Origin of the sequence: Amycolatopsis sp. NPDC051758, from assembly GCF_044453095.1 — a bacterium.
In the GTDB taxonomy this organism is placed as follows: domain Bacteria; phylum Actinomycetota; class Actinomycetes; order Mycobacteriales; family Pseudonocardiaceae; genus Amycolatopsis.
The window spans coordinates 582,142-606,599 of sequence record NZ_JBITCJ010000002.1 but is presented as its reverse complement, the minus strand read 5'-3'; the positions used below and the strand labels follow the sequence as shown (position 1 = coordinate 606,599).

The following is a 24,458-nucleotide window of genomic DNA, read 5'->3' as shown; positions in this document are numbered from 1 at the left end:
CGGCAGGAGGTTCAGAGCTGTTCGGCGACGGCGAACCGTTCCAGCTGCTGGCGGTCGGGTTTCCCGTTGCGGTTCAAGGGGAACTGCTCGGTGACGAGCACGCGGTTCGGCTGCTCGGCCGGCGCCAGCACCCCGTTGATCCGGTCGCGCCAGTACCGCGGGTCGCGCAGCGCGTCGTCCTGGACGACGAACACGAGGCTCGAGCCGCGCCGCTGGTCGGGCAGCGCGACGATCTTCGCCGAGCAGCCGCCTTCGGCCAGCCGGTGCTCGATGACGTCCGGGTGCAGGGTGTGGCCGTTGCGGTGCACCGCGCGCTTGCGCCCGACCACGAACAGGTTCCCGCCGGTGTCGACCCGCCCGAGGTCGCCGGTGGCGTACCAGCCGCGGTCGACCGGCGTGATGCGCCCGGTGCCGTCGAGGTAACCCTCCATCAGGTCGGGGTCGAGCACGAACAGCTCGCCGACCTCACCGGCGGGCAGCACGGTCCCGTCCTCGGCGCGCACCTCGAGCTCGAGGCCCTCGACGACGTGCCCGCAGCCGTGCGGGTTCTCCAGGCTCGCGAAAGCGACGTTGCCCATCTCGGTGCTGCCGTAGCTGTCGAGCAGCGTCAGGCCGAACAGTTCTTCACCCTGCTCGACCACGGCCCGCTCCAGCGGCGCCGCGCCACTGCACAGCATCCGCACCCGGCCGAAGTCCTCCTTCAGCGCCGGGCGCTTGGTGATGATGTTGAACAGGCTGCGGTAGGTCGACGGTGTCGCGTCGACCACCGTGGCCCCGGCCCGCCCGGCCAGGCGCAGCGCCCGGTCGGGGCGCCGGTAGGGCGCGATCACGAACTCGCAGTCCCGCAGCCACGCGATGAGCACCATCGACAGGCCGTACTGGTGGTTGAACGGCAGCAGCGGCAACAGGACGTCACCGGCGTGGTGCCCGACGAGGTCGGCGTTGCGCTCCAGGTTCTTCAGGAACTTCGCGCCGTTCTTCGCCACACCCTTGGGGACGCCGGTCGAGCCGGACGACCACATCACCAGGCTGTCCGGCAGCTTCTCCCAGACGTCGAAACGCAGGTGGACGTCGTCGGGAACGCGGTCCGCGGCGGCGACCATGATCTCGTAGGTGAACGCCGAGGGCGCGTCCGCGGGCATCGGCGCGTCGTCGTCGACCACGGCGAGCACCACCCCCGAGGTCGCGATCGTCTCGGCGGTCCGGTCGGCGTGCTCCATGTGGTCCACGAGCACGATGGACGCGCCGACGTGCATCAGCGCGAGCAGGACGGTCAGGTAGCTCAGGGTGTTTTCGGCCTTGAGCAGCACCCGGTCGCCGGAGCCGACCCCGCGGTCGCGCAGCACCTCGGCCACCCGCAGGGCCTGCTGTTCGAACGCCGCGCCCGTGGTGACCGCGTCGGGGGAATAGATCTTCGCGTACATGGGGAAGTCCTTTCCGCTCTCAGTCGAGGCTCACCGGGGCGATCTCGTCGAACAGGTCACCGGGCCCGGGGTTGTCCGGGTGTGTTCCGCCGCCGAGGTGCTCGACGACGCCCCAAACGGCGTTCAGCGCCGTGGTGACCGCGCTCTCGGAGAAGCCGGCGATCCACGCGACGTCGTCGCCGGCGAGGAAGAAGCCGCGGTGGTCCGCGGCCGCGTCGCGCTGCATGAACTGGGTGAACAGCCGCCGCTGGTAGCGGTAGCTGCCGGGCAGGCAGGACTTGAACGCGCCCTTGAAGTGCGGCTGGGTCTCCCAGGTGATCGCGATCGGCGGGCCGATCATGTGCGAGCGGATGTCGACCCCGGGGTAGATCTTGGCGAGCGCGGCCAGCATCACGTCGAGGCGCTCCTCCGCACCCAGCGACGCGACCTTCAGCGAGTCGTCGTTCCAGGTGTAGGACAGCAGCATCACGCCGGGCTCGTCAGGGCCGTTCTCGATCAGGTAGACCCCGCGCGGGAAGCGGTCGGTGAGGGTCGTGCTCATCACGTCGCGCCCGGTCGCCGGGTCCTGGTCGAGCCAGAACGGCCGGTCGGTGATGACGAACAGCTTCGACGCGCCCATGTAGTGCGTGCGCTCGAGCGCGGTCCACACCGGCTGGGGCAGCAGGTCTTCGTCGGCCTTCATGCCGGAGAGCAGGTTCCAGTTCTGCGCGGCGAAGATCGCCGCCGGGTAGGTGCGCACCCCGCGGCCGGAGTCCTCGACGGTGAACCCGCGCCCGGTCCGGTCGATGCGCACGACACCGGGCCGCGGCTCGCCGTCGTGCAGCTTCGCCAGGGAGGTGCCCACCGGCCAGTAGGTGAGGTCGGCCGGCTCGTCGGTCCACAGCCCGAGCGGCAGCTGCTGGCAGCCGCCGAGGATGCGGTGGTGCTCGTCGCTGGTGTCGGTGCAGATGACACGCAGGATTTCGAGCGCGGAGTTGGGGAAGTCGGTGTCCCAGCCGCCGCAGCCGAAGCCGACCTGGCCGAAGATCTCGCGGTGCTCGAAGGAGGAGAACAGCGGTGACGACGTCAGGAAGCCGTAGAACGACACGTTGTCGAACTTGGTCACCAGGTGGTTCCACAGTGCCTTGATCGTCGGGAAGTCGCGGCGCCGGATGGCGTCCTCCAGCAGCGACATGTCCGCCTGCTCCTGCAGCGTCTTCGTCCAGGCGTCGTTGACCTCGCGGTAGACCGGCGGCAGGTCGGCGGAGCTGCGGGCCCAGTGGCTCTCGCCGTGCAGGTTGATCACCGTGCTCGGCGACGCGGCCGACAGCGGGTTGGGGAACGGCGTGGTCTGCAGGCCGAGCCGGTTGATGTAGTGGAAGAGCGTCCCGGCCGACGGCGGGAAGCGCATCGCGCCCAGCTCCGCGACGGCGTCGGGGTACCCGTCGAGGGTGACCGAGCGCATCCGGCCGCCGAGCTGCTCGGCTTCGTAGATCACCGGCTTGAGGCCGAGCTTCATCAGCTCGTAGGCGGCCACCATCCCGGACAGGCCGCCGCCGATCACCGCGACCTCGGTGCCGTGCGCGTGCCGCGGCACGCTGCCCAGGCCGGCGGGGTGCTTGACCCAGTCGTCGTAGGCGAACGGGAAGTCGGGACACAGCATGCTCGCCGAACCCGTCCCGGCCCGCAGGCCGGGCCGCGTACGTTCTTCAACGGGGGACATGGTCATCGGCGTTACCTCCGGCTCTGGTTCTGGCGTCGCGCGGGCAACCCGTGGCCGGCCACGCCGCCGGGAAGGGAAGCCCTTCGCTGATCGCCGGACGCGGCCTCGTGCGGCCACGGGTCTCGGCGCTGAAATCCGGTTCGCCGAGGGCCACGTTAATGATTTTGTGCGGGGGCGCCCGGATACCTTTTCCACCGCCGGGTAACTGCGCCCCCCGCGACCCGGAAACCGGCCGCCGGTTACCACCGCGTGGAACAGTTCCTGCCGGTTACCGGCGCCGGCGTGGCTACCTTGGCCGCTGAGATCCCTGAGCCGGGCGACCCGAGGTGGCGAGTGCGCGCATGAGCGAGCTGGATTCCCTGCGGCGGCTGGAAGGCCGGCCACGGCCCGAGCGGCGGCGGACGCTGCTCGGCCTGGTGCGGCGGGCGACGGCGGCGGTGCTGGACGGGCCGGTGCCCGCGGTTGGCCGCACGTTCGCCGACCTGGGCTTCGACTCCCTGCTCGCGGTGCGGCTGCACGAGCGGCTGACCGCCGGGACCGGCCTGGACCTGCCGGTGACGCTGGCCTACGACCACCCGGGGCCGGAGGCGGTTGCGGCCTTCCTCGACGAATCGCTCTACGGCGAGTCGTCGGTTGACACCGCGAGTGTGTCCACAGAGGACGCCACGGAGCCGGTGGTGATCGTCGGGATCGGCTGCCGGTTCCCCGGCGGCGCCCACTCGCCGGCCGACCTGTGGTCCATCGTGGACGACGGCCGGGACGTCATCTCGGAGTTCCCGCGCGACCGCGGCTGGGACGTCGACGGCCTCTACGACCCGGCGCCGGGCACCCCGGGCCGGACCTACGTGCGCCACGGCGGTTTCCTGCACGACGCCGCCGAGTTCGACGCCGGCTTCTTCGGCGTCTCACCACGCGAGGCGCTGGCGATGGACCCGCAGCAGCGGCTCGTCCTGGAGACCGCGTGGGAGGCCCTCGAGCGGGCCGGGATCGACGCCGGGAGCCTGGCCGGCAGCCCGACCGGGGTGTTCGTCGGCGCCGAGCCGCAGGAGTACGGCACCCGGCTGGCCGACGCGCCCGACGGCCTCGACGGGCACCTGCTCACCGGCAGCGCCCCGAGTGTCGTCTCCGGCCGGATCGCCTACACCCTGGGGCTGCAGGGACCCGCGCTGACCGTCGACACCGCCTGCTCGGCATCCCTGGTCGCGCTGCACCTCGCGGTGCGTTCGTTGCGTTCCGGCGAGTGCAGCTTGGCTCTGGCCGGGGGAGTCGCGGTGCTCGGCACGCCGGGGCCGTTCGTCGCCTTCTCCCGCCAGCGTGGCCTGGCCGCGGACGGGCGCTGCAAGCCGTTCTCCGCCGCGGCCGACGGCACGGCTTGGGCCGAGGGCGCCGGGATGTTCGTGCTGGAGAAGCTCTCCGACGCGCGGCGGCACGGCCACCCGATCCTCGCCGTCGTCCGCGGCAGCGCGGTGAACTCCGACGGCGCGTCGAACGGGCTCACCGCGCCGAACGGGCCGTCGCAGCAGCGGGTGATCCGGGCCGCACTCGCCGACGCCGGACTGTCCACTTCGGACGTCGACGTCGTCGAAGCGCACGGCACCGGCACCACGCTCGGCGACCCGATCGAAGCCCAGGCCCTGCTGGCCACCTACGGCCGTGACCGCGCGGAACCACTGCGGCTCGGCTCGGTGAAGTCCAACCTCGGGCACACCCAGGCCGCGGCCGGCGCGGCCGGCGTCATCAAGCTGGTCGAAGCCTTCGGGCACGAATGGCTGCCCCGGACCCTCTACGCCGAGGTGCCCACCCCGGCCGTCGACTGGACAGCCGGCGCGGTTTCGCTGCTCACCGAGCCGGTTCCGTGGCCGCGCGGTGAAGAGCCGCGGCGCGCGGCGGTGTCGTCGTTCGGCATCTCCGGCACCAACGCCCACCTGATCCTCGAAGAGCCGCCGCTGCCGGAGCCCGCCGAGCCGGAGCCGCCGGTGCCGTCACCGATCGTGGTGGCCTTTTCCGCCGCGGATCCCGACGCCCTGCGCGCCCGGGCCGAGCAGCTCACCGATCTGGACGCTCACCCGGCCGACCTGGCCTTTTCCCTCGCCCGGACCCGCGCGACGCTGCCCGAGCGCGCGGTTGTCGTCGCCTCGGACACCGCGGGCCTCGCCGACGCGCTCCGAGCGTTCGACAGCCGTGTTCTGCGAGGCGGCCCGCTCCTGGAAGCGGCGGACCTCGCCTACCTGTTCACCGGCCAGGGCGCGCAGCGCGTCGCGATGGGGGCGGAGCTGTATAACGCCTTCGACGTTTACGCCGACGCGTTCGACGACGTCTGCGCGTATACCGACCTCCAGCTGGAGGTTCCGCTTCGGGACGTCGTCTTCGGACGGCCGGAGCTGCTGGACCGCACCGACTACGCGCAGCCCGCGCTGTTCGCCGTGGAGGTCGCGCTCTACCGCCTGCTGGAGAGCTGGGGTGTGACCCCGGCGTACCTGTGCGGGCACTCGGTGGGTGAGTTCGCCGCTGCGCACGTCGCCGGGGTGCTGTCGCTGGCCGACGCCGCGATGCTGGTCACCGCGCGCGGCCGGCTCATGCGGGAACTGCCCGCGGGTGGTGCGATGGTGTCGCTGCGGGCGTCGGAGGCGACGGCTCGCGCGCTGCTGGCGGGTCACGAAGACCGCGCCGGGATCGCCGCGGTCAACGGCGACGAGGCGGTTGTCCTGTCCGGCGACGCGGAAGTGCTGCGGACCGCCCTTGCCACGTTCGATGGGAAGACGAAGTGGCTCAACGTCAGCCACGCGTTCCACTCCCCGCTGATGCGGGACATGGTCGAGGAGTTCGGCCGGATCGCGCGGCTCGCCGACTACCACCCGGCGGTGCTTCCGATCGTCTCGACGGTCACCGGCGAGATCGGCGGCCACGACTCCGCGGACTACTGGATCGGGCACGTCGAAGCGGCCGTGCGGTTCGCCGCCGCCGCGCGCACCCTGCGAGACGCGGGTTGTGGCACCTACCTGGAACTCGGCCCGGATGGCGTCCTCTCGGCGCTGGTCGACGACGGGGTCGCCCGGCCGCTGCTGCGCCGCGACCGGCCCGAGGTCCCCGAGCTCCTCGCCGCGCTGGGCGCCGCCCACGTGCGCGGGGTGGACGTCGACTTCGCCGCCCTCGCCCCGGGAGGGCGGCGGATCGACCTCCCCACCTACCCGTTCCAGCGGTCGCGGTTCTGGCTCACGCCGGGCGGCGGCGCGGACGCGCGTGGGCTCGGCCTGCGGCGCGCCGAGCACCCGCTGCTGGGCGCGGTGGTCCCGGTCGCCGACGGCGACACCGTGTTCACCGCACGGCTGTCCGCAACCGACCAGCCGTGGCTGGCCGGGCACCGCGTCGGCGGCGAGATCCTCTTCCCGGGCACGGGTTTCCTCGAACTCGCGCTGCACGCCGGCGCCGAGACCGGCTGCCCGGTCGTCGAGGAGCTGACCCTCGGCGCGCCTCTCGTGCTGTCAGCAGCCGTTGAGGTGCAGGTTGTGGTGTCGGCCGAGGAAGATGGCCGTCGCCCGATCGCCGTCCACTCACGCCCGGAGACCGGCGACGAGTGGACTCGGCACGCCAGCGGCACCCTCACCGCGGACGTCCCGTCCGAGACGACCCGCGTGTCGTGGCCGCCGCCCGGGGAACGTCGTGAGCTGGACTACGACGACCTGCCCGGCTTCGAGTACAGCGGGGTGTTCCGCGGCCTCCGGTCCGCCTGGGTGGACGGTGACGACGTCTACGCCGAAGTCTCAGTGTCCGAAGGCGGCTTCGGGATCCACCCGGCCCTGCTGGACTCAGCCCTGCACGCACTCTTCCTGCGTGAGTCCGAGGAGTCCGCGGGCGGGCTGCCGTTCTCGTGGTCCGGCGTGCGCCTGCACGCGAGCGATGCGAAGGCGTTGCGGGTGCGGCTGTCGTTCCAGGCCGGGGACACCGTGTCGCTCGTCGCCGTCGACGACGCGGGCGATGTTGTGCTGAGTGTCGACGCCCTGGTCGTCCGTCGGCCGGCTGCGCGAAACCGGGAACTGCCGACCGGGCTGTACACCGTGGACTGGGTGCCGGTTCGGGCGGCGGAACCCGTGGAGCCGGCGGCCGTGCTGACCGTCGAGACGGATGGTGACCCGGTCACCGCTGCCCACGAGGCAACTGCCCGGGTCCTCGAAGCGCTCCAGGACTGGGTCTCCCACGACGAGTCCACTTTGGTCGTCCACACACGACGCTCCGATCCGGCCGCCGCGGCGGTTTGGGGTCTGGTCCGCAGCGCTCAGGCCGAGCACCCGGGCCGGTTCGTGCTGGTCGAGGGTGACCTCGCCGACGTGCCCCTGGCCGTGGGCACCGGTGAGCCCCAGGTCGCGGTGCGGGACGGCGTCCCGTTTGTGCCGAGGATCGCCGAGGCAGGCGGAGTGCTGCTCCCGCCCGAGGGACCGTGGCGGCTCGACAAGGCGGGCGAAGGCACGGTTGACCACCTCGTCCTCACCTCCGCCGACGAGCCGGAGCTGGGCCCCCTCGACGTCCGGATCGCGGTGCGCGCGGCCGGGCTGAACTTCCGCGACGTCCTCAACGTCCTCGGCATGTATCCCGGCGAGGCCGGGCCGCTCGGCTGCGAGGTTGCCGGCACCGTCCTCGAAACCGGCGCCGCGGTTACCGACCTCGCGCCGGGCGACCGGGTGATGGGCATGGTCCACGGCGGCATCGGCCCGGTCGCCGTCGGTGAACGGCCGATGCTCACCCGCGTCCCGGGCGGCTGGACCGACGAGCAGGCCGCGACCACACCGCTGGTCTTCCTCACCGCCTACTACGCCCTGGTTGATCTCGCGGATCTGCAGCCGGGCGAGTCGATCCTGGTCCACTCCGCCGCCGGTGGGGTCGGCATGGCCGCGACGCAGCTGGCCCAGCACCTCGGCGCCGACGTGTTCGGCACGGCGAGCGAAGGCAAGCAGCACGTCCTGCGGGAAGCCGGGATCGACGACGACCACATCGCCTCCTCCCGCACCCTGGACTTTGCGGACCAGTTCAGCGGCATCAACGTGGTGCTGAACGCGCTCGCCGGGGACTTCGTCGACGCGTCCCTGCGGACGATGGCCCCGGGCGGCCGGTTCCTCGAGATGGGCAAGACCGACATCCGCGAAGGCGCCGGCTACCGGGCGTTCGACCTCATCGAGGCCGGTCCCGGGCGGACCGCGCAGATCTGGGACGCGCTCACCGAGCTGTTCGCCTCCGGCGCCCTGAAGCCGTTGCCGGTGCGCTCCTGGGACGTCCGCGAAGCGCGTGAAGCGTTCCGGTTCCTCAGCCAGGCCAAGCACATCGGCAAGATCGCGCTCACGATCCCGCGTGCGCTCGATCCCGACCGGACGGTGCTGGTCACCGGCGGCACTGGCGGCCTGGGCGCGCTGATCGCCCGGCACCTGGTGACCACCCACGGCGTCCGGAAGCTGCTGCTGACCAGCCGACGCGGCCCGGACGCGCCGGGAGCCACCGAATTGACCGCCGAACTGACCGGGCTGGGCGCTCAGGTGGACGTCGTGGCCTGCGACGTCGCCGATCGCGACGCCGTGGCAACGCTCCTCGATGGAGTCGACCTCACCGGCGTTGTGCACACCGCCGGGGTGCTCGACGATGGCATCCTGACCGCACTCACCCCGGAGCGCCTCGCCGGGGTCCTGCGTCCCAAGGCGGACGCGGCCTGGCACCTCCACGAGCTGACGCAGACCCACGACCTCGCGCTGTTCGCGCTGTACTCCTCGGTGTCCGGCATCGTCGGCTCGCCGGGCCAGGCGTCCTACGCGGCCGCGAACACCTTCCTCGACGCCCTCGCCGAACACCGCCGGGACCAGGGTCTGCCCGCCGTCTCGCTGGCGTGGGGGCTGTGGTGTGAAGGCATGGGCAGCGGGCTGGCCGACACCGACGTCGAGCGGATGGCCCGCGAAGGGCTTCCGCCGCTCACCGCGGAGACCGGGCTCGCGCTCTTCGACGCCGCGCTGGCCGGCGGCTTGAGCACGGTGCTGCCGATCGAGCTCGACCGCGCCGCGCTGCGGGCCCACGCCCGCACCACCGAGGTCGCGCCGGTGCTGCGCGGCCTGGCGAAGGTCACCACGCGCCGGGCCGTGACCACGGCCCGCCAGGAGACCGGCCTGCGTGACCGGCTGGCGAGCCTGCCCGACGACGAACGCCGGACGGTGGTCGTCGACCTCGTGCGGCACAACGCCGCCGCGGTGCTCGGTCACGAAGCGGGTGGCGCGATCGACCCGGCCCGCGCGTTCAAGGACCTGGGTTTCGACTCGCTGACGTCGGTGGAGCTGCGCAACCGGATGAACGCCGTGACCGGCCTGCGGCTGTCGGCCACCGCGGTGTTCGACCACCCGACCGTCGCCGCGCTCGCCGCGCACCTGCTCACCGAGCTGGCACCGCCGGAGGTGGACGCCGCCGACGCGGTGCTCACCGAGCTCGACCGGCTGGAGAGCCGCCTGGCGGCCGTGGCCGACGACGGGCGGATCGCGGCGCGGATCCGGCAGCTGCTGGACGGCGTCACCACCACCGGGTCCGACGTCGGCGGCCGGCTGGAGGACGCGAGCGCCGACGAGGTGGTCGACTTCCTCGCCACCGAGCTCGGGATTTCGTGATGCCGGAGAAGGACGTCGAGCGGGTGCGGGCCGAGATCGAGGCCCTCGGCAAGAGCCTGCACGCGCTCAAGCCCAAGGACCGCAAGAAGGTCGCCAAGCCGCTGAAGAAGCTGCTGCTGGAGTACGCGGCCGGGGACGGGGACAAGGAGTTCGACGATCTGCTGTTCGACGCGGCCGTCGACAAGGTCTTCGACTTCCTTGCCGACGAGATCTTCTGACCACTGCGAGGGAATGATGGCGGACCAAGACAAGCTCCTGGACCTGCTCAAGCGGGTCACCGGAGATCTGCACCGGACCCGGGAACGGCTGCGTGACGTCGAGTCCGGCCGGCACGAACCGGTCGCGATCGTCGGCATGGCCTGCCGGTTCCCCGGCGGCGTCGACTCACCCGCGGCGCTGTGGGACCTCGTGGACGCTGGCCGCGAAGGCATCGGCGAGTTCCCGGCCGACCGCGGCTGGGACACCACGGGCCTCTTCGACGACGATCCCGACCACCGTGGCACCACCTACGTCCGCACCGGCGGGTTCCTGCCCGGCGCGGGCGGGTTCGACGCCGAGTTCTTCGGCATCTCGCCGCGCGAGGCCCTCGCGATGGAGCCGCAGCAGCGGCTGCTGCTGGAGACGTCGTGGGAAGCCGTCGAGCGGTCCGGCATCAACCCGGCCGAGCTGCGCGGCAGCAACACCGGCGTCTACGTCGGAGTGTCCGCGCAGGAGTACGGGCCGCGCCTGCACAACCCCGGTGACGCGGTGGACGGGTACCTGCTCACCGGCACCACGTGCAGTGTCCACTCCGGACGGATCGCCTACCAGCTCGGCCTGGAGGGCCCGGCGGTGTCGATCGACACGGCGTGTTCGTCGTCGCTGGTCGCCGTGCACGCGGCGGTGCGCGGGCTGCGCGCGGGGGAGTGCGGCCTCGCCCTCGCCGGCGGGGTCAACCTGATGGCGTCGCCCGGCATCTTCGTCGACTTCGCCCGCCAGCGCGGTCTTGCCCCCGACGGGCGGTGCAAGTCGTTCTCCGATGACGCCGACGGCACCGCCTGGGCCGAGGGGGTCGGCGTGCTGGTCCTCGAAAAGCTGTCCGACGCCCAGCGCAACGGCCACCGGATCCTCGCCGTGGTCCGCGGCACGGCGGTGAACTCCGACGGCGCGTCCAACGGCCTCACCGCGCCGAACGGACCCTCTCAGCAACGCGTGATCCGCGCGGCGCTGGCCGACGCCCGACTGTCCACATCGGACGTCGACGCGATCGAAGCGCACGGCACCGGGACCCGGCTGGGTGACCCGATCGAGGCCGAGGCACTGCTGGCGACCTACGGCGCCGATCGTGACCGGCCGCTGTTCCTCGGTTCGGTCAAGTCGAACTTCGGGCACGCCCAGGCCGCCGCCGGGGTGGCGGGCATCATCAAGATGGTCGAGGCGATGCGCCACGGCGTGCTGCCGCCCACGCTGAACGTCGGCACGCCGAGCCGTGAGGTCGACTGGGCCGCCGGGCCCGTGTCGCTGCTCACCGAGCGCACGCCGTGGCCGTCCGCGGGCGAGCCGCGCCGGTGTGCGGTGTCGTCGTTCGGGATCAGCGGCACCAACTCGCACGTCGTGCTGGAGCAGGCCCCCGACGCCGTGGCCGAGGAGACGCCCGCCTCACCCGCGGTCGTCCCGCTACTGCTGTCCGCAGCCACGGAACCGGCGTTGGCCGCCCAGGCCGCGCGGCTGCTGGCGGCCGGGCCGGTCGAGCCGGCCGACGCCGCGCACACCCTGGCCACGACCCGGGCCGCGCTGCCGTACCGCGCGGTTGTCACCGGTGCGGATTGGGAGACGTTGTCGGCCGGGCTGGCCGAGGTCGCCGAAGGCCGCGGGACCACCGGCCGCGTCACCGAGGGTGGGCTGGCGTTCCTGTTCACCGGTCAGGGCTCGCAGCGCGCGGGCATGGGTGCCGAGCTGTACGAAGCTTTCCCGATGTTCGCGGCCGCGTACGACGAGGTGCGCGCACTCCTGCCGGACTTCGGTGACCTGTCGCGGACCGAGTTCGCGCAGCCCGCGATCTTCGCCCTGGAAGTGGCGCTGTTCCGCCTGGTGGAGTCGTGGGGAGTGCGGCCGGACGTCCTGGCCGGACATTCGATCGGCGAGATCGCGGCGGCGCACGTGTCGGGCGTGCTGTCCCTGGAGGATGCGGCGACGTTGGTGTCGGCGCGGGGCCGGTTGATGCAGGCGCTGCCGTCCGGTGGGGTCATGGTCGCGCTGCAGGCGTCGGAGGCCGAAGTTGCCGAGCACCTCACCGACGGTGTCTCGCTGGCGGCGGTGAACGGCCCGTCGTCGGTGGTCCTGTCCGGCGCCGAGGAACCGACGCTGGCGCTGGCCGCCCGGTTCCCCGACCGCAAGACCAAGCGCCTCGACGTCTCGCACGCGTTCCACTCCGAGCTGATGGAGCCGATGCTCGACGAGTTCGGCGAGATCGTCCGCGGCCTGACGTTCCACCCGCCGCGGATCCCGATCGAGTCGACGGTCACCCCGAACGCCGACTTCACCGATCCCGTGTACTGGGTCACCCACGTTCGCGAGACCGTCCGGTTCGCGGATGCGGTCGAGCGTCTCGAAGGTGTGTCGAAGTTCCTCGAGCTGGGACCCGACGCCGTCCTCAGCGCCCTCGTGGACCACGGCGTGCCCCTCCTCCGGCGAGGCCACGACGAGGCGGTGCAGGTGGTCACCGCCGTCGGCACCCTGCACAGCCACGGCGTCCCGGTCGACTGGGCCGCGTACTTCGGCGACAGCGGGCGGTTCACCGAGTTGCCCACGTACCCGTTCCAGCACGAGCACTTCTGGCTCGCCCAGGACGACGACGTCGACGTCACGTCAGCCGGCCTGGCCGCCGCCGACCACCCGCTGCTCGGCGCCGCGGTGTCCGTCGCCGACCACGACGGCCTGCTGCTCACCGGCAAGCTTTCCCTGGATCGGCACCCGTGGCTGGCCGACCACGTGGTCGCCGGCCGGGTGCTGGTGCCGGGGACTGCTTTTGCCGAGCTGGCCGTCCGCGCCGCCGACGAAACCGGCTGCGGTGGGGTGGAAGAACTCATCCTCCAGGAGCCCCTGGTGCTCGACCCCGGCGCCGCGCCGGAGGTCCAGGTCGTGGTCGGCGCCGCGGACGACCACGGCCGCCGTCCGGTGTCGATCCACTCGCGCCTGCCGGAGCACCCGTGGGCCACCCACGCCACCGGCACCCTCGGCTCCCCGGCGGTGTCCACTGTGGACCTGCCGTGGCCGCCCGACGCCGAGGCGGTTGAACTCGGCGACGCCTACAACCGGCTCGCCGCCGCCGGGCTCGCCTACGGCCCGATGTTCCAGGGCCTGCGCCGGGTCTGGCGCCGCGGCGACGAAATCTTCGCCGAGGTCGCCCTACCCGACCCGGACCAGGCCGCGAAATTCGGCCTCCATCCGGCCCTGCTCGACGCGGCGCTCCAGGCCACCGCGGTCCCCGGGCGCGACGACCAGGGCTCGGTCCCGTTCGCCTGGCGTGACGTCGTGCTGCACGCGCGGGGCGCAACCGAGCTACGTGTCCACGCCCGCCCCACGGCTGAGGGGTTCTCCTTCGACCTCGCCGACGGCACCGGCGCGCCGGTCGCCTCGATCGGCGGCCTCAGCGTCCGCGCGGTGACACCCACGGCGGCCCCGGTGCGTGACGGCCTCTACCGCGTCGTACTGGCGCCCGTTCCGGCGAGCACCGCCGAGGTCGCGGTGGCCGACGTGTTCGAGGTGCCGGGTGCCGACCCGGTGACCGCGACGCTCCTCGCGGTCCAGGAGTTCCTGGCCGCGGACCACGACGGCGTGCTCGTCGTCTTGACGACCGGCGGCGCGGCCGACGGCCTGGTCCGCACCGCGCAGGCCGAGAACCCGGACCGGATCGTCCTGCTCCACGGCGGCCGTGCCGACATCGAAGCCGCGCTGGCCACCGGCGAGCCCGAGGTCCACGTCCAGGACGGCAAGCTCTTCGCCCCGCGCCTCGCTCGCGCCACCGCATCCGACGGGTCCACTGTGGACACCGAAGGCCCGGTGCTGGTCACCGGCGGCACCGGCGGACTGGGCGCGGAGCTGGCCCGGCACCTGGTCACGGCACACGGCGTCCGCAACCTGCTGCTCGTCAGTCGCCGCGGTCCCGAAGCTCCGGGAGCCGGCGCGCTGGCCGCCGAACTCATCGAACTCGGTGCCACCGTGCGGGTCGAAGCCACCGACGTCGCCGACCGCGACCAGGTCCGGGACCTCCTCGAGCGTGCGCCGGTGACCGGGATCGTCCACGCGGCCGGGATTCTCGACGACGGCGTCCTCACGGCCCTGACCCCCGAACGCCTCGAAGGTGTCTTCCGCGCCAAGGCCACCGCCGCGCAGGTCCTCGACGAACTCGCCGGTGACCTCGACTTCTTCGTCCTGTTCTCGTCGATCGCCGGTGTGTTCGGCTCGCCAGGCCAGGCGGCTTACTCGGCGGCCAACGCGTCTCTCGACGCTCTCGCCTGCCGGCGGCGCGCCGCCGGGAAGCCGGCCCAGTCGCTGGCCTGGGGCCTGTGGCAGCACGGCATGGGCGCCGGGCTGGCCGGCGCCGACCGCGACCGGATCGGCCGCGACGGCTTCGGCGCCCTCGACGTCACCGAAGGCCTGGCCCTGTTCGACGCCGCCCTCGCCGACGGTGGTGAGCTGCTCGTCCCGGTCCGGCTGGACCTCGGAGTGGTCCGGAAGGCCGGGAGCATCCCGCCGCTGCTGCGTGGCCTGGTCCGGGTGCGGACCCGCCGCACCGCCGCCCGCGGCGCGGAAGCGACCGGGCTGGTGGCGCGTCTGGCCGCGTTGCCCGAGGCCGACCGCGAACCGGCGCTGACCGACGTGGTCCGGGCGCGGGTCGCCGCCGTGCTCGGCCGTTCCGGTGCGGACTCAGTGGCGGCGACGCGGCCGTTCACCGAGCTCGGCTTCGACTCGCTCACCGCCGTTGAACTGCGCAACGAGCTGGCCACCGAGACCGGCGTGCGGCTGCCCGCGACGCTCGTCTTCGACCACCCGTCGCCCGCCGCGGTGGCCCGGTTCCTCACCGGCGAACTGCTCGGGGCAGAGGAGCAGGCCGTGGTGGTCGCGCCGCGCCGGGGTGCGGCCGACGAGCCGATCGCCATCGTCGCCATGGCCTGCCGTTACCCCGGCGGGGTGCGCTCGCCGGAAGACCTCTGGGACCTCGTCGACGCCGGCACGGACGCAATCTCGCGATTCCCCGGCCGGCCCGGCTGGGACGTCGACGCCCTGTACGACCCCGAGCCCGGCCTGCCCGGCAAGACCTACACGCGCCACGGCGGATTCCTGCACGACGCCGGGGAGTTCGACCCCGAGTTCTTCGGCATCTCACCGCGTGAAGCCCTGGCCATGGACCCGCAGCAGCGGCTCCTCCTGGAGGTCAGCTGGGAGGCCTTCGAGCGCGCCCGGCTCGACCCGACGTCGCTGAAGGGCAGCGCCACCGGCGTGTTCGCCGGGATCATGTACTACGACTACGCCGCCAAACTGGCCAGCGTGCCCGACAGTGTCGCGGGGTTCCTCGGCACCGGCACTTCGGCCAGCGTCCTGTCCGGCCGCGTCGCCTACACGCTCGGCCTCGAAGGCCCGGCGGTTTCGGTCGACACGGCGTGCTCGTCGTCGCTGGTCGCCTTGCACCTCGCCGCCCGTGCGCTGCGGGCGGGGGAGTGCACGATGGCACTGGCCGGCGGGGTCACCGTGATGGCCACCCCGGAGACGTTCCTCGACTTTTCCCGCCAGCGCGGGCTGTCCCCGGACGGCCGCTGCAAGTCGTTCTCCGCGGCCGCCGACGGCACCGGCTGGTCGGAAGGCGCCGGTGTCCTGGTGCTGGAACGGCTGTCCGACGCCCGCCGCAACGGCCACCCCGTGCTCGCGGTCGTCCGCGGGTCCGCGGTCAACCAGGACGGCGCGTCGAACGGCCTGACCGCGCCGAACGGGCCGTCGCAGCAGCGGGTGATCCGCGCCGCGCTCGCCGACGCCGGACTGTCCACTTCGGACGTCGACGCGGTCGAGGCGCACGGCACCGGCACCCGCCTCGGCGACCCGATCGAAGCCCAGGCGCTGATCGCGACCTACGGCGGCGAGCGGGAAGAGCCGCTGTGGTTCGGGTCCGTGAAGTCGAACCTGGGGCACACGCAGGCCGCGGCCGGGGTCGCCGGGATCATCAAGATGGTCGAGGCGATGCGCCGGGGTGTGCTGCCCCGCAGCCTCCATGCCGACGAGCTGTCGGCCGAGGTGGAGTGGGACGCGGGCGCCGTGTCACTGCTCACCGAGGCCCGGCCGTGGCCGGAGCACGGCCGGCCGCGCCGCGCCGGGGTGTCGTCGTTCGGCATCAGCGGGACCAACGCGCACGTCGTCCTGGAGCAGGTGCGGGAAGAAGCCGCGGGTGAACCGGCCACGCACGGTGTGGTGCCGTGGGTGCTCTCGGCGAAGACGGATGCGGCGCTGGCCGACCAGGCCCGTGCGTTGCTGCCGCTGGTCGGCCAGGCCGACGCCGACGTCGCGTTCTCCTTGGCGACCACGCGGACCGCGCACGAGCGTCGTGCCGCCGTCGTCGGAGACCTGCGCGCCGGCCTTGAAGCGCTCACCGAGGGACGCGGGATCGTCGGCCGCGCCCAGCCGGGGAAGCTGGCGTTCCTGTTCACCGGCCAGGGTTCGCAGCGGGCCGGCATGGGAGCCGGGCTGTACGAGGCGTTCCCGGTGTTCGCAGCCGCGTACGACGAGGTGCGGGCGCTGCTGGCGGAGGCCGGTGATCTCTCCCGGACCGAGTTCGCGCAGCCGGCGATCTTCGCGCTCGAAGTTGCGCTGTTCCGGCTGGTGGAGTCGTGGGGAGTGCGGCCGGACGTGCTGGCCGGGCATTCGATCGGCGAGATCGCGGCGGCGCACGTCGCCGGAGTGCTGTCCCTGGCCGACGCGGCGACGTTGGTGTCGGCGCGGGGCCGGTTGATGCAGGCGCTGCCGTCCGGCGGGGTCATGGTGGCGGTGCAGGCGTCCGAAGCCGAGGTTGCCGGGCACCTCACCGACGGTGTTTCGCTGGCGGCGGTCAACGGGCCTTCGTCGGTGGTCCTGTCGGGTCTCGAAGAACCGACCCTCGCGGTGGCGGCCCGGTTCGCCGACCGGAAGACCAAGCGCCTGGACGTGTCCCACGCGTTCCACTCGGTGCTGATGGAGCCGATGCTGGCCGAGTTCGGTGCGGTCGTGCGCGGGCTGACGTTCGGCGAGCCGCGGATCCCGATCGCCTCGACGGTGACCGCGGACGCCGACTTCACCGACCCGGAGTACTGGGTGACCCACGTCCGGGAGACCGTCCGGTTCTCGGATGCGCTCGAGCGCCTCGACGGGGTCACGAAGTTCCTCGAACTCGGACCCGACGCCGTGCTCAGCGCCCTCGTCGACACCGGCGTCGCCGTGCCGCTGCTGCGCAGGGACCGCGACGAAGCCACCACCGCGATGACCGCGCTGGCCACCCTGCACGTCCACGGTGTGCCGCTGGATTGGGCCGGCGTCCTGCCCGGCGCGCAGCCGGTCGCGCTCCCGACGTACCCCTTCCAGCGCAAGCACTTCTGGCTCGCCCCCTCGGGAACCTCGGACCTCGGCCAGGCCGGGCTCGAGACACCCGGGCACCCGTTGCTGGCGGCCGGTTTGCAGCTGGCCGAGGGGGACGGCACCGTCCTCACCGGACGGCTGTCTCTCGCCACCCACCCGTGGCTGGCCGGGCACGCGGTGCACGGCACCGTGCTGCTGCCCGGGGCCGCGCTCGCCGAACTGGCCGTGCGGGCCGGGGACGAGGCCGGTCGGCCGCGGCTGGCCGAGCTGACCCTGCACGCCCCGCTCGTCATCCCGCCGGCCGGCGCGGTCGAGCTGCAGGTCGCGGTGAGCGCGGCCGCGGCCGTCACGATCCACTCGCGGGTCCCGGGAGAGGCCTGGGAGCTCAACGCCTCCGGGGTGCTCGCCGAGGCGGTCCCGCCCGCGACCGGGTTCGCCTGGCCGGACAGCTTGGAGCCGGTCGACCTCGGGTCGTTCTACGACGACCTGGCCGACCGCGGTTTCGCCTACGACCCATTGTTCCAGGGCTTGCGGGCGGCTTGGCGTCAGGGCGTGGACCTCTACGCGGAAATCTCGCTGCCGGAGGAAGCGCACGACGACGCGGCGCGCTTCGGCCTGCACCCGGCGTTGTTCGACGCGGCGCTGCACGGCATGTTCCTCGGCGCCGGGGAGGAGGCCGGGGCGCTGCCGTTCAGCTGGACCGACGTCAGCCTGCACGCGAGCGGCGCCACCGCGGTCCGCGCCCGGCTGCGGTTCACCGGCCCCGGCGAGATCGCCGTCGACCTGACCGACCTCGCCGGCGCGCCGGTGCTGACGGTCGGCTCGCTGGTCGTCCGCGCGGTCACCGGCGACCAGCTGCGGGGTGGTGAGGACCGCTCGCTGTTCCGCGTCGAGCACGTCCCGGTGGACGTTCCGGCGGTGCCGCCGGTGGTGTGGACGTCCTGGGACGAGGTGACCGAACCGGTCGCGCCGGTGGTGGTCCTGCCGGCTGCGGGGGTGGGCATCCATACCGTGCTGGACGTCCTGCAGCGGTTCCTCACCGAGCCGCGGTTCTCCGGCTCCCGCCTGGTCGTGGTCACCGGCGAGGGGCTCGCCGACGCGGCCGCGTCCGGGCTCGTCCGCTCGGCCCAGGCGGAAAATCCCGGCCGGTTCGTGATCCTGGACGGCGAAGTGTCCGATGTGGACACGGCGCTGGCGCTGAACGAGCCGCGCGTCCGGATCCGCGACGGCCGGGCCGAGGTGCCCCGGTTGGTGCGGGCCGAGCCCGGCCGCAAACCTGACTGGGAGCCGGCGAGCACGGTCCTGGTCACCGGCGGCACCGGCGGGGTCGGCGCGCGGCTGGCCGAACGGCTCGTCACGCACCACGGCGTCGAGCGCCTGGTGCTCACCAGCCGTCGTGGCCCCGGCGCGCCGGGCGCCCCGGAACTGGCCGCCCGGCTGGGTGAGCTGGGTGCGGAGGTGCGGGTCGAGGCGTGCGACGTCGCCGATCGTGCCGCCGTGGCCGCGCTGCTCGCCGGGATCCCGGACCTGAAGGGCGTGGTGCACGCGGCGGGTGTGCTGGACGACGGCGTCGTCACCGCCCTGACGCCGGAGCGGCTGGACCGGGTCCTCGGCCCGAAGGCCGACGGCGCCCGGCACCTGCACGAGCTGACACGGGACCGGGAGCTGACGGAGTTCGTGCTGGTCTCGTCGGTCTCCGGGGTGCTCGGCGGCCCCGGCCAGGGCAACTACGCGGCGGCCAACGCCTACCTCGACGCGCTCGCCGAGCAGCGGCACGCGGACGGCCTGCCGGCGCGGTCGCTGGCCTACGGGCTGTGGGCCGCCGACGGCATGGGTGGCGTCCTGGACCCGGCGCTGGTCGACCGGATGCGCCGGGACGGCTTCGGCGCGTTGACGCCGGAGGAGGGTGAGGTGCTGTTCGATCTCGCGGCCGGCCCGGTGGCGGTGCCGGTCAAGCTGGACGTCGCGGGCCTGCGCGACCAGGCCCGGGCCGGAGTGCTGCCGGCGTTGTTGACGGGCTTGGTCCGGTTGCCGGTGCGCCGCTCGGCCTCGGCCACCGCGCCCGCACCCGACCTGGCGGCCTTGGCTCCGGCGGCCCGCGCCGAGGCGCTGGCCGACCTGGTCCGCACGCACACCGCGCAGGTGCTCGGCTTCGCGTCGGCGTCCGAAGTGGACCCGGAGCACGCGTTCACCGACCTCGGTTTCGATTCGTTGACCTCGGTGGAGCTGCGCAACCGCCTGGCGGCCGCGGCGGGTCGGCCGCTGGGGGCGACGGTGGTGTTCGACCACCCGACCCCGGTCGCTCTCGCGGCCCACCTGGGTGCGCTGTTGTTCCCGGAGATCGTGGTGCCGGACGAAGGTCGCTTGCGCCGGGCGCTGGCGGGGGCGTCGATCGACCGGTTCCGGGAGCTGGGGGTGCTGGAGGCGTTGCTCCGGCTGGTGGAGGAGAACACCGAGGAGGCCCCGGCCGAGGAGTCGATCGACGACCTGGACGTGGGTGACCTGATCAGCCGCGCGATGTCCACCTCCCGCGCCGACTAGCGGCAGGAGCCGCGAGCGGCACCACCCGCCGCCCAGTCCGTGAATGGCACATCAAGGGACTCAGAGTCCCTCGATGTGCCATTCACGGACTTTTGCATTGCCGGGGATGGGTCCTCGATTACCGCCAGGTGGGGCCGGGGTGGTGAAGCGCCCGCCGGAGCTGGGGCTTGCGCGCCCAGGATCGGGGCATGCCCGAGCTTCGCCCGTCTCGTCCGGTCCGGAGAATCTGATGGCGACACCCGAGGAACTGGTGACCGCGCTGCGGGAATCGGTCAAGGAGAACAACAGGCTGGCCGCGCGCAACCGGGAACTCGCCGATGCCGCGCGGGAACCCGTGGCGATCATCGGCATGGGCTGCCGGTATCCCGGTGGCGCCGACTCGCCCGAGGCGCTGTGGGACCTGGTCGCCGCCGGCCGGGACGCGGTTTCCGAGTTCCCCGCCGACCGCGGCTGGAACCTCGCCGAGCTGTTCCACCCCGACCCCGACCACCCCGGCACGTCCTACGCGCGCGAAGGCGGCTTCCTGCACGACGCCGCCGAGTTCGACGCCGAGTTCTTCGGCATCTCGCCGCGTGAGGCCCTGGCCATGGATCCGCAGCAGCGGCTCCTCCTGCAGGTCAGCTGGGAGGCCGTCGAACGCGCCGGGCTCGACGCCACCACCCTGAAGGGCAGCCCCACCGGCGTGTTCGCCGGGATCATGTACCACGACTACGGCTCCGGCGCCGGTGAGCTGCCCGAAGGCGTCGAAGGTTTCCTCGGCACCGGCACGGCCGGCAGTGTGCTCTCCGGCCGCGTCGCCTACACCTTCGGCTTCGAAGGCCCGGCCGTCTCGGTCGACACGGCGTGCTCGTCGTCGCTGGTCGCCGTCCACTTGGCCGCGCAGGCCCTGCGCACCGGCGAATGCACGCTCGCTCTCGCCGGCGGAGCGACCGTGATGGCCGTCCCCGACACGTTTGTCGAGTTCTCCCGCCAGCGCGGCCTCGCCCCGGATGGCCGCTGCAAGTCGTTCGGCGCCGGCGCCGACGGCACCGGCTGGGGTGAAGGCGCCGGCGTCCTGCTGCTGGAGAAGCTGTCCGACGCGGTCCGCAACGGTCACCCCGTGCTGGCCGTGGTCGCCGGCTCGGCGGTCAACTCCGACGGCGCGTCCAACGGCCTCACCGCCCCCAACGGCCCCTCGCAGCAGCGTGTCATCCGCGCGGCGCTGGCGAACGCCGGACTGTCCACTTCGGACGTCGACGTCGTCGAGGCGCACGGCACCGGCACCAAGCTCGGCGACCCGATCGAAGCCGACACGCTGCTGGCCACCTACGGCCGTGACCGCGACGTCCCGCTCTACCTCGGCTCGGTGAAGTCGAACCTCGGGCACACCCAGGCCGCGGCCGGGGTCGCCGGGATCATCAAGATGGTCGAGGCGCTGCGCCGCGGCGAGCTGCCGCGCACCCTGCACGCCGACGAGCCGTCACCGCACGTCGCCTGGGACTCCGGCGCCGTCGAGCTGCTCACCGGGCACCGGGCCTGGCCCGAGGTCGATCGCCCGCGCGCGGCTGCCGTGTCGTCGTTCGGCATCAGCGGCACCAACGCCCACGTCGTTCTTCGCCAGGCCCCCGAAAGCACCGCGACACAAGAGGAACGGCGTCCGCTCGCCCGGATCCCGTGGGTGCTGTCCGCGCGCAGCGAGGCCGCCCTGCCCGACCTGGCGGAGCGCCTGCGCCGGACCGAGGGTGACCCCCTGGACATCGGCTACTCCCTCGCGACCGGCCGGGCGGCCCTGCCGTTCCGGGCCGTCGTCACCGGCGCCGACCAGGACGAACTCCGTGCCGGGCTCGAAGCCCTGGTTGAAGGACGCGGCGTCACCGGCCGCGCGAGCAGCGGCAAGCTCGCCTTCCTGTGCACCGGGCAGGGTGCCCAGCGACTCGCCATGGGCAGCGAACTGGGCCACGCGTTCCCGGTCTTCGCCGAAGCCTTCGCCCAGGTCGCCGAGCGGCTCGACACACACACCGGCTACCAGCTCGCCGACGTCCTCACCTGCGGTGACGCCGCGATGATCAACCGGACCGAGGTTGCGCAGCCCGCGTTGTTCGCCTTCGAGGTCGCGACGGCCGAGCTGCTCCGCTCCTGGGGAGTCGAACCGGACTTCCTGCTCGGCCACTCGATCGGCGAACTGGCCGCGGCGCACCTCGCCGGCGTCTGGTCCCTGGACGACGCCGCCCGGCTCGTCGCCGCGCGCGGCCGGCTGATGCAGGCCCTGCCCGCGGGCGGCGCGATGGTCGCCCTGCAGGCCACCGAAGCGGAGCTCGACCTGCCCGCCGGCGTCAGCATCGCCGCGGTCAACGGGCCTGCGTCGGTGGTGCTTTCCGGTGAGGAAGCCGCGGTCGAAAAGGTGGTCGAGGCCTTCCCGGACCGGCGTGCCAAGCGCCTGGCGGTCAGCCACGCCTTCCACTCCGCGCTGATGGACGGCATGCTCGACGACTTCCGCGCCGTCGCCGAGAGCGTCACCTACGCCGAGCCGCGGATCCCGCTGGTCTCGGGTCTCACCGGCGACGTCGCCGACGTCCGCGACCCCGGCTACTGGGTGCGGCAGGTCCGTGAGGCCGTCCGGTTCGCCGACGGTGTCGGCACGTTGCACGCGCGCGGGGTCCGCCGGTTCGTCGAGATCGGCCCGGACGCCTCGCTGTCCGCTCTCGCCGCCGACTGCGTCGACGACGGAGTTTTTGTTCCCCTGCAACGCAAGGACCACAACGAGGTGGCCGCCGCGGACCTCGCGCGCGCCCGGCTCTTCACCGCCGGCGTCCGACTGGACTGGGTGCGGATCTTCGACGGCACCGGCGCCACGCGCGTCGACCTGCCGACGTACCCGTTCCGGCGCGACCGCTTCTGGCTCGCCGCCGCCGACCGGAGCAGCCCGCCGGCCCGGCGCTACGAGGTTGTCTGGCGGCCGGTCGAACCGGCACCGGCGCCGGAAGCGAGCTGGACCGTGTACGCCCCCGAAGGCCACGCTTGGGCCGAAGCCGCGGCGAAGGCCCTCGGCGCACCGCTGGTGACGGAGGTGCCGCAAGACGGCCCGGTGCTCGCCTTCCCGGCGAACGGCGCCGCGCTCGCGGCGCTCCTGCGGGACACCCCGGCGAAGATCTGGTGCGCCACCACCGATCCCGGCGTGGCCGCGGTCGGCCGGGTCGCGGCGATCGAGCAACCCCGCCGCTGGGGTGGCTGCGTCGAACTGCCCGCTCAGCCGGACGACGAAGCCGCCGCTCGTCTGCGTGCAGTGCTCGGCGGTCCCGAGGACGAAGTCGCGATCCGCGACGAAGGTGTGTACGCACGCCGGTTCGTCCCCGCGACACCGGCGTCCGCGAACTGGTCCACCTCCGGCACCGCGTTGGTCACCGGCGGCACCGGCGCGCTCGGCGCCGTCGTCGCGGAACGGCTGGTCCAGGCGGGCGCGGAACACCTGGTGCTGCTGTCCCGTCGCGGCGAGGACGCGCCGGGCGCGGCCGAACTGCGCGAGCGGCTGACTGCGCGAGGCGCCCGCGTCACCATCCACGCCTGCGACGCCGCCGACCGGGACGCACTGTCCACAGTGGTCTCCGCGCTCGACGATCTGCGGGTCGTCGTGCACACCGCCGGTGTCCTCGACGACGCCCTGCTCGACGACGCCACCCCGGAGCGCTTCGAAGCGGTCGCCCGGCCGAAGGTGGCCGCCGCGCGCCACCTGCGTGACCTCACCAACGATCTCGACGCGCTGGTGCTCTTCTCCTCGGTGGCCGGCGTCCTGGGCAACGGCGGCCAGGCCGCCTACGCGGCCGCGAACGCCGAACTCGACGCCCTCGCCACCCAGTGGCGGGCCGAGGGAGTTCCAGCGGTCTCGATCGCCTGGGGCCCGTGGGCCGAGGGCGGCATGGCCGAAGACGTCGACGTCCGCCACAAGGGCCTGCGCCCGATGACGCCGGAGGCCGCGGCGGAGGAGTTCGTCCGGGCGATCGCCGCGGGCGACCCCTGTGTCACGGTCGCCGACTTCGACTGGCCGGTGTTCTTCGAGAGCTTCCGCACCGCCCCGGCCCTGAGCGAGATCCCGCGGCCGGAAACCGTCGCCGCGGAGGCACCCGTGGCAGACCTGCGGGCTCAGCTGACCGGGTTGATCGAGCCCGAGCAGCGACGGCTGCTCCTGCAGGTGGCGCGGGAGACGGTCGCTCGGGTCCTCGGCCACCCGGACGTCAGCAAGATCGGCCCGGACCGGGCGTTCACCGAGCTCGGCTTCGACTCGCTCACCGCCGTCGAACTGCGCAACCGCCTCGACGCCGCCACCGGCCTGGCGGTGCCCGCGACGCTCGTCTTCGACCACCCGACACCGGCAGCGCTCGCCGCCTACCTCTGGCAGGAGCTGGCCGGGACCGCCGAACCGGACGACGACGTCACCGGCCTGCTCGACGGGCTGGAAGCGGCCCTGAGCCGCCTCGACCCGGCCGGCGAAGAGCACGCGCGGGCCATCGCGCGCTTGACCGACCTGGTGCGGCCCGGCTTCGCGCCGTCGTCGGACGACGAGCTCTTCGCCTTCATTGACCAGCAACTCGGCGCTTGAGCCGGGTGCAC

6 protein-coding genes are annotated in these 24,458 nt (G+C 73.2%); 4 read left to right on the top strand and 2 right to left on the bottom strand.

Translation table 11 applies throughout. The annotated features are described in order from the left end of the window. Window positions 1-11 precede the first annotated feature (11 nt). Window positions 12-1,424 (bottom strand): class I adenylate-forming enzyme family protein, encoded by a 1,413-nt coding sequence (locus tag ACIA5G_RS11850; protein WP_395922632.1) that lies wholly within the window; start codon window positions 1,422-1,424, stop codon window positions 12-14. A 19-nt stretch (window positions 1,425-1,443) separates the two neighbouring features. Next, a complete protein-coding gene (locus tag ACIA5G_RS11845; protein WP_395922630.1) occupies window positions 1,444-3,132 on the bottom strand; it encodes a flavin monoamine oxidase family protein in 1,689 nt (562 codons plus the stop codon). A gap of 335 nt (window positions 3,133-3,467) precedes the next feature. Between ACIA5G_RS11845 and ACIA5G_RS11840 the strand changes: the two genes are divergently transcribed. The 4 genes from ACIA5G_RS11840 to ACIA5G_RS11825 all read left to right on the top strand — a co-directional run bounded on the left by ACIA5G_RS11840 (window position 3,468) and on the right by ACIA5G_RS11825 (window position 24,447). Beyond that, window positions 3,468-9,755, top strand: coding sequence for an SDR family NAD(P)-dependent oxidoreductase (locus ACIA5G_RS11840; protein ID WP_395922629.1), 6,288 nt, complete (start codon window positions 3,468-3,470; stop codon window positions 9,753-9,755). Further along, the gene (locus tag ACIA5G_RS11835) at window positions 9,755-9,973 is read left to right on the top strand and encodes a hypothetical protein (protein ID WP_395922628.1); all 219 of its coding nucleotides are present in this window, start codon (window positions 9,755-9,757) and stop codon (window positions 9,971-9,973) included. The genes ACIA5G_RS11840 and ACIA5G_RS11835 overlap by 1 nt, the downstream gene beginning before the upstream one ends. 16 nt (window positions 9,974-9,989) lie before the next feature. Continuing rightward, window positions 9,990-19,874 (top strand): SDR family NAD(P)-dependent oxidoreductase, encoded by a 9,885-nt coding sequence (locus ACIA5G_RS11830; protein ID WP_395922627.1) that lies wholly within the window; start codon window positions 9,990-9,992, stop codon window positions 19,872-19,874. A gap of 229 nt (window positions 19,875-20,103) precedes the next feature. Beyond that, window positions 20,104-24,447, top strand: coding sequence for a type I polyketide synthase (locus tag ACIA5G_RS11825; RefSeq protein ID WP_395922626.1), 4,344 nt, complete (start codon window positions 20,104-20,106; stop codon window positions 24,445-24,447). Window positions 24,448-24,458: the final 11 nt, after the last annotated feature.

Bases quoted from the DNA above. Each gene is read 5' to 3' on its own strand.
- ACIA5G_RS11830 (WP_395922627.1), top strand. From the start codon at position 9,990: ATGGCGGACCAAGACAAGCTCCTGGACCTGCTCAAGCGGGTCACCGGA.
- ACIA5G_RS11835 (WP_395922628.1), top strand. From the start codon at position 9,755: ATGCCGGAGAAGGACGTCGAGCGGGTGCGGGCCGAGATCGAGGCCCTC.
- ACIA5G_RS11845 (WP_395922630.1), bottom strand. From the start codon at position 3,132: ATGACCATGTCCCCCGTTGAAGAACGTACGCGGCCCGGCCTGCGGGCC.
- ACIA5G_RS11850 (WP_395922632.1), bottom strand. From the start codon at position 1,424: ATGTACGCGAAGATCTATTCCCCCGACGCGGTCACCACGGGCGCGGCG.
- ACIA5G_RS11840 (WP_395922629.1), top strand. From the start codon at position 3,468: ATGAGCGAGCTGGATTCCCTGCGGCGGCTGGAAGGCCGGCCACGGCCC.
- ACIA5G_RS11825 (WP_395922626.1), top strand. From the start codon at position 20,104: ATGGCGACACCCGAGGAACTGGTGACCGCGCTGCGGGAATCGGTCAAG.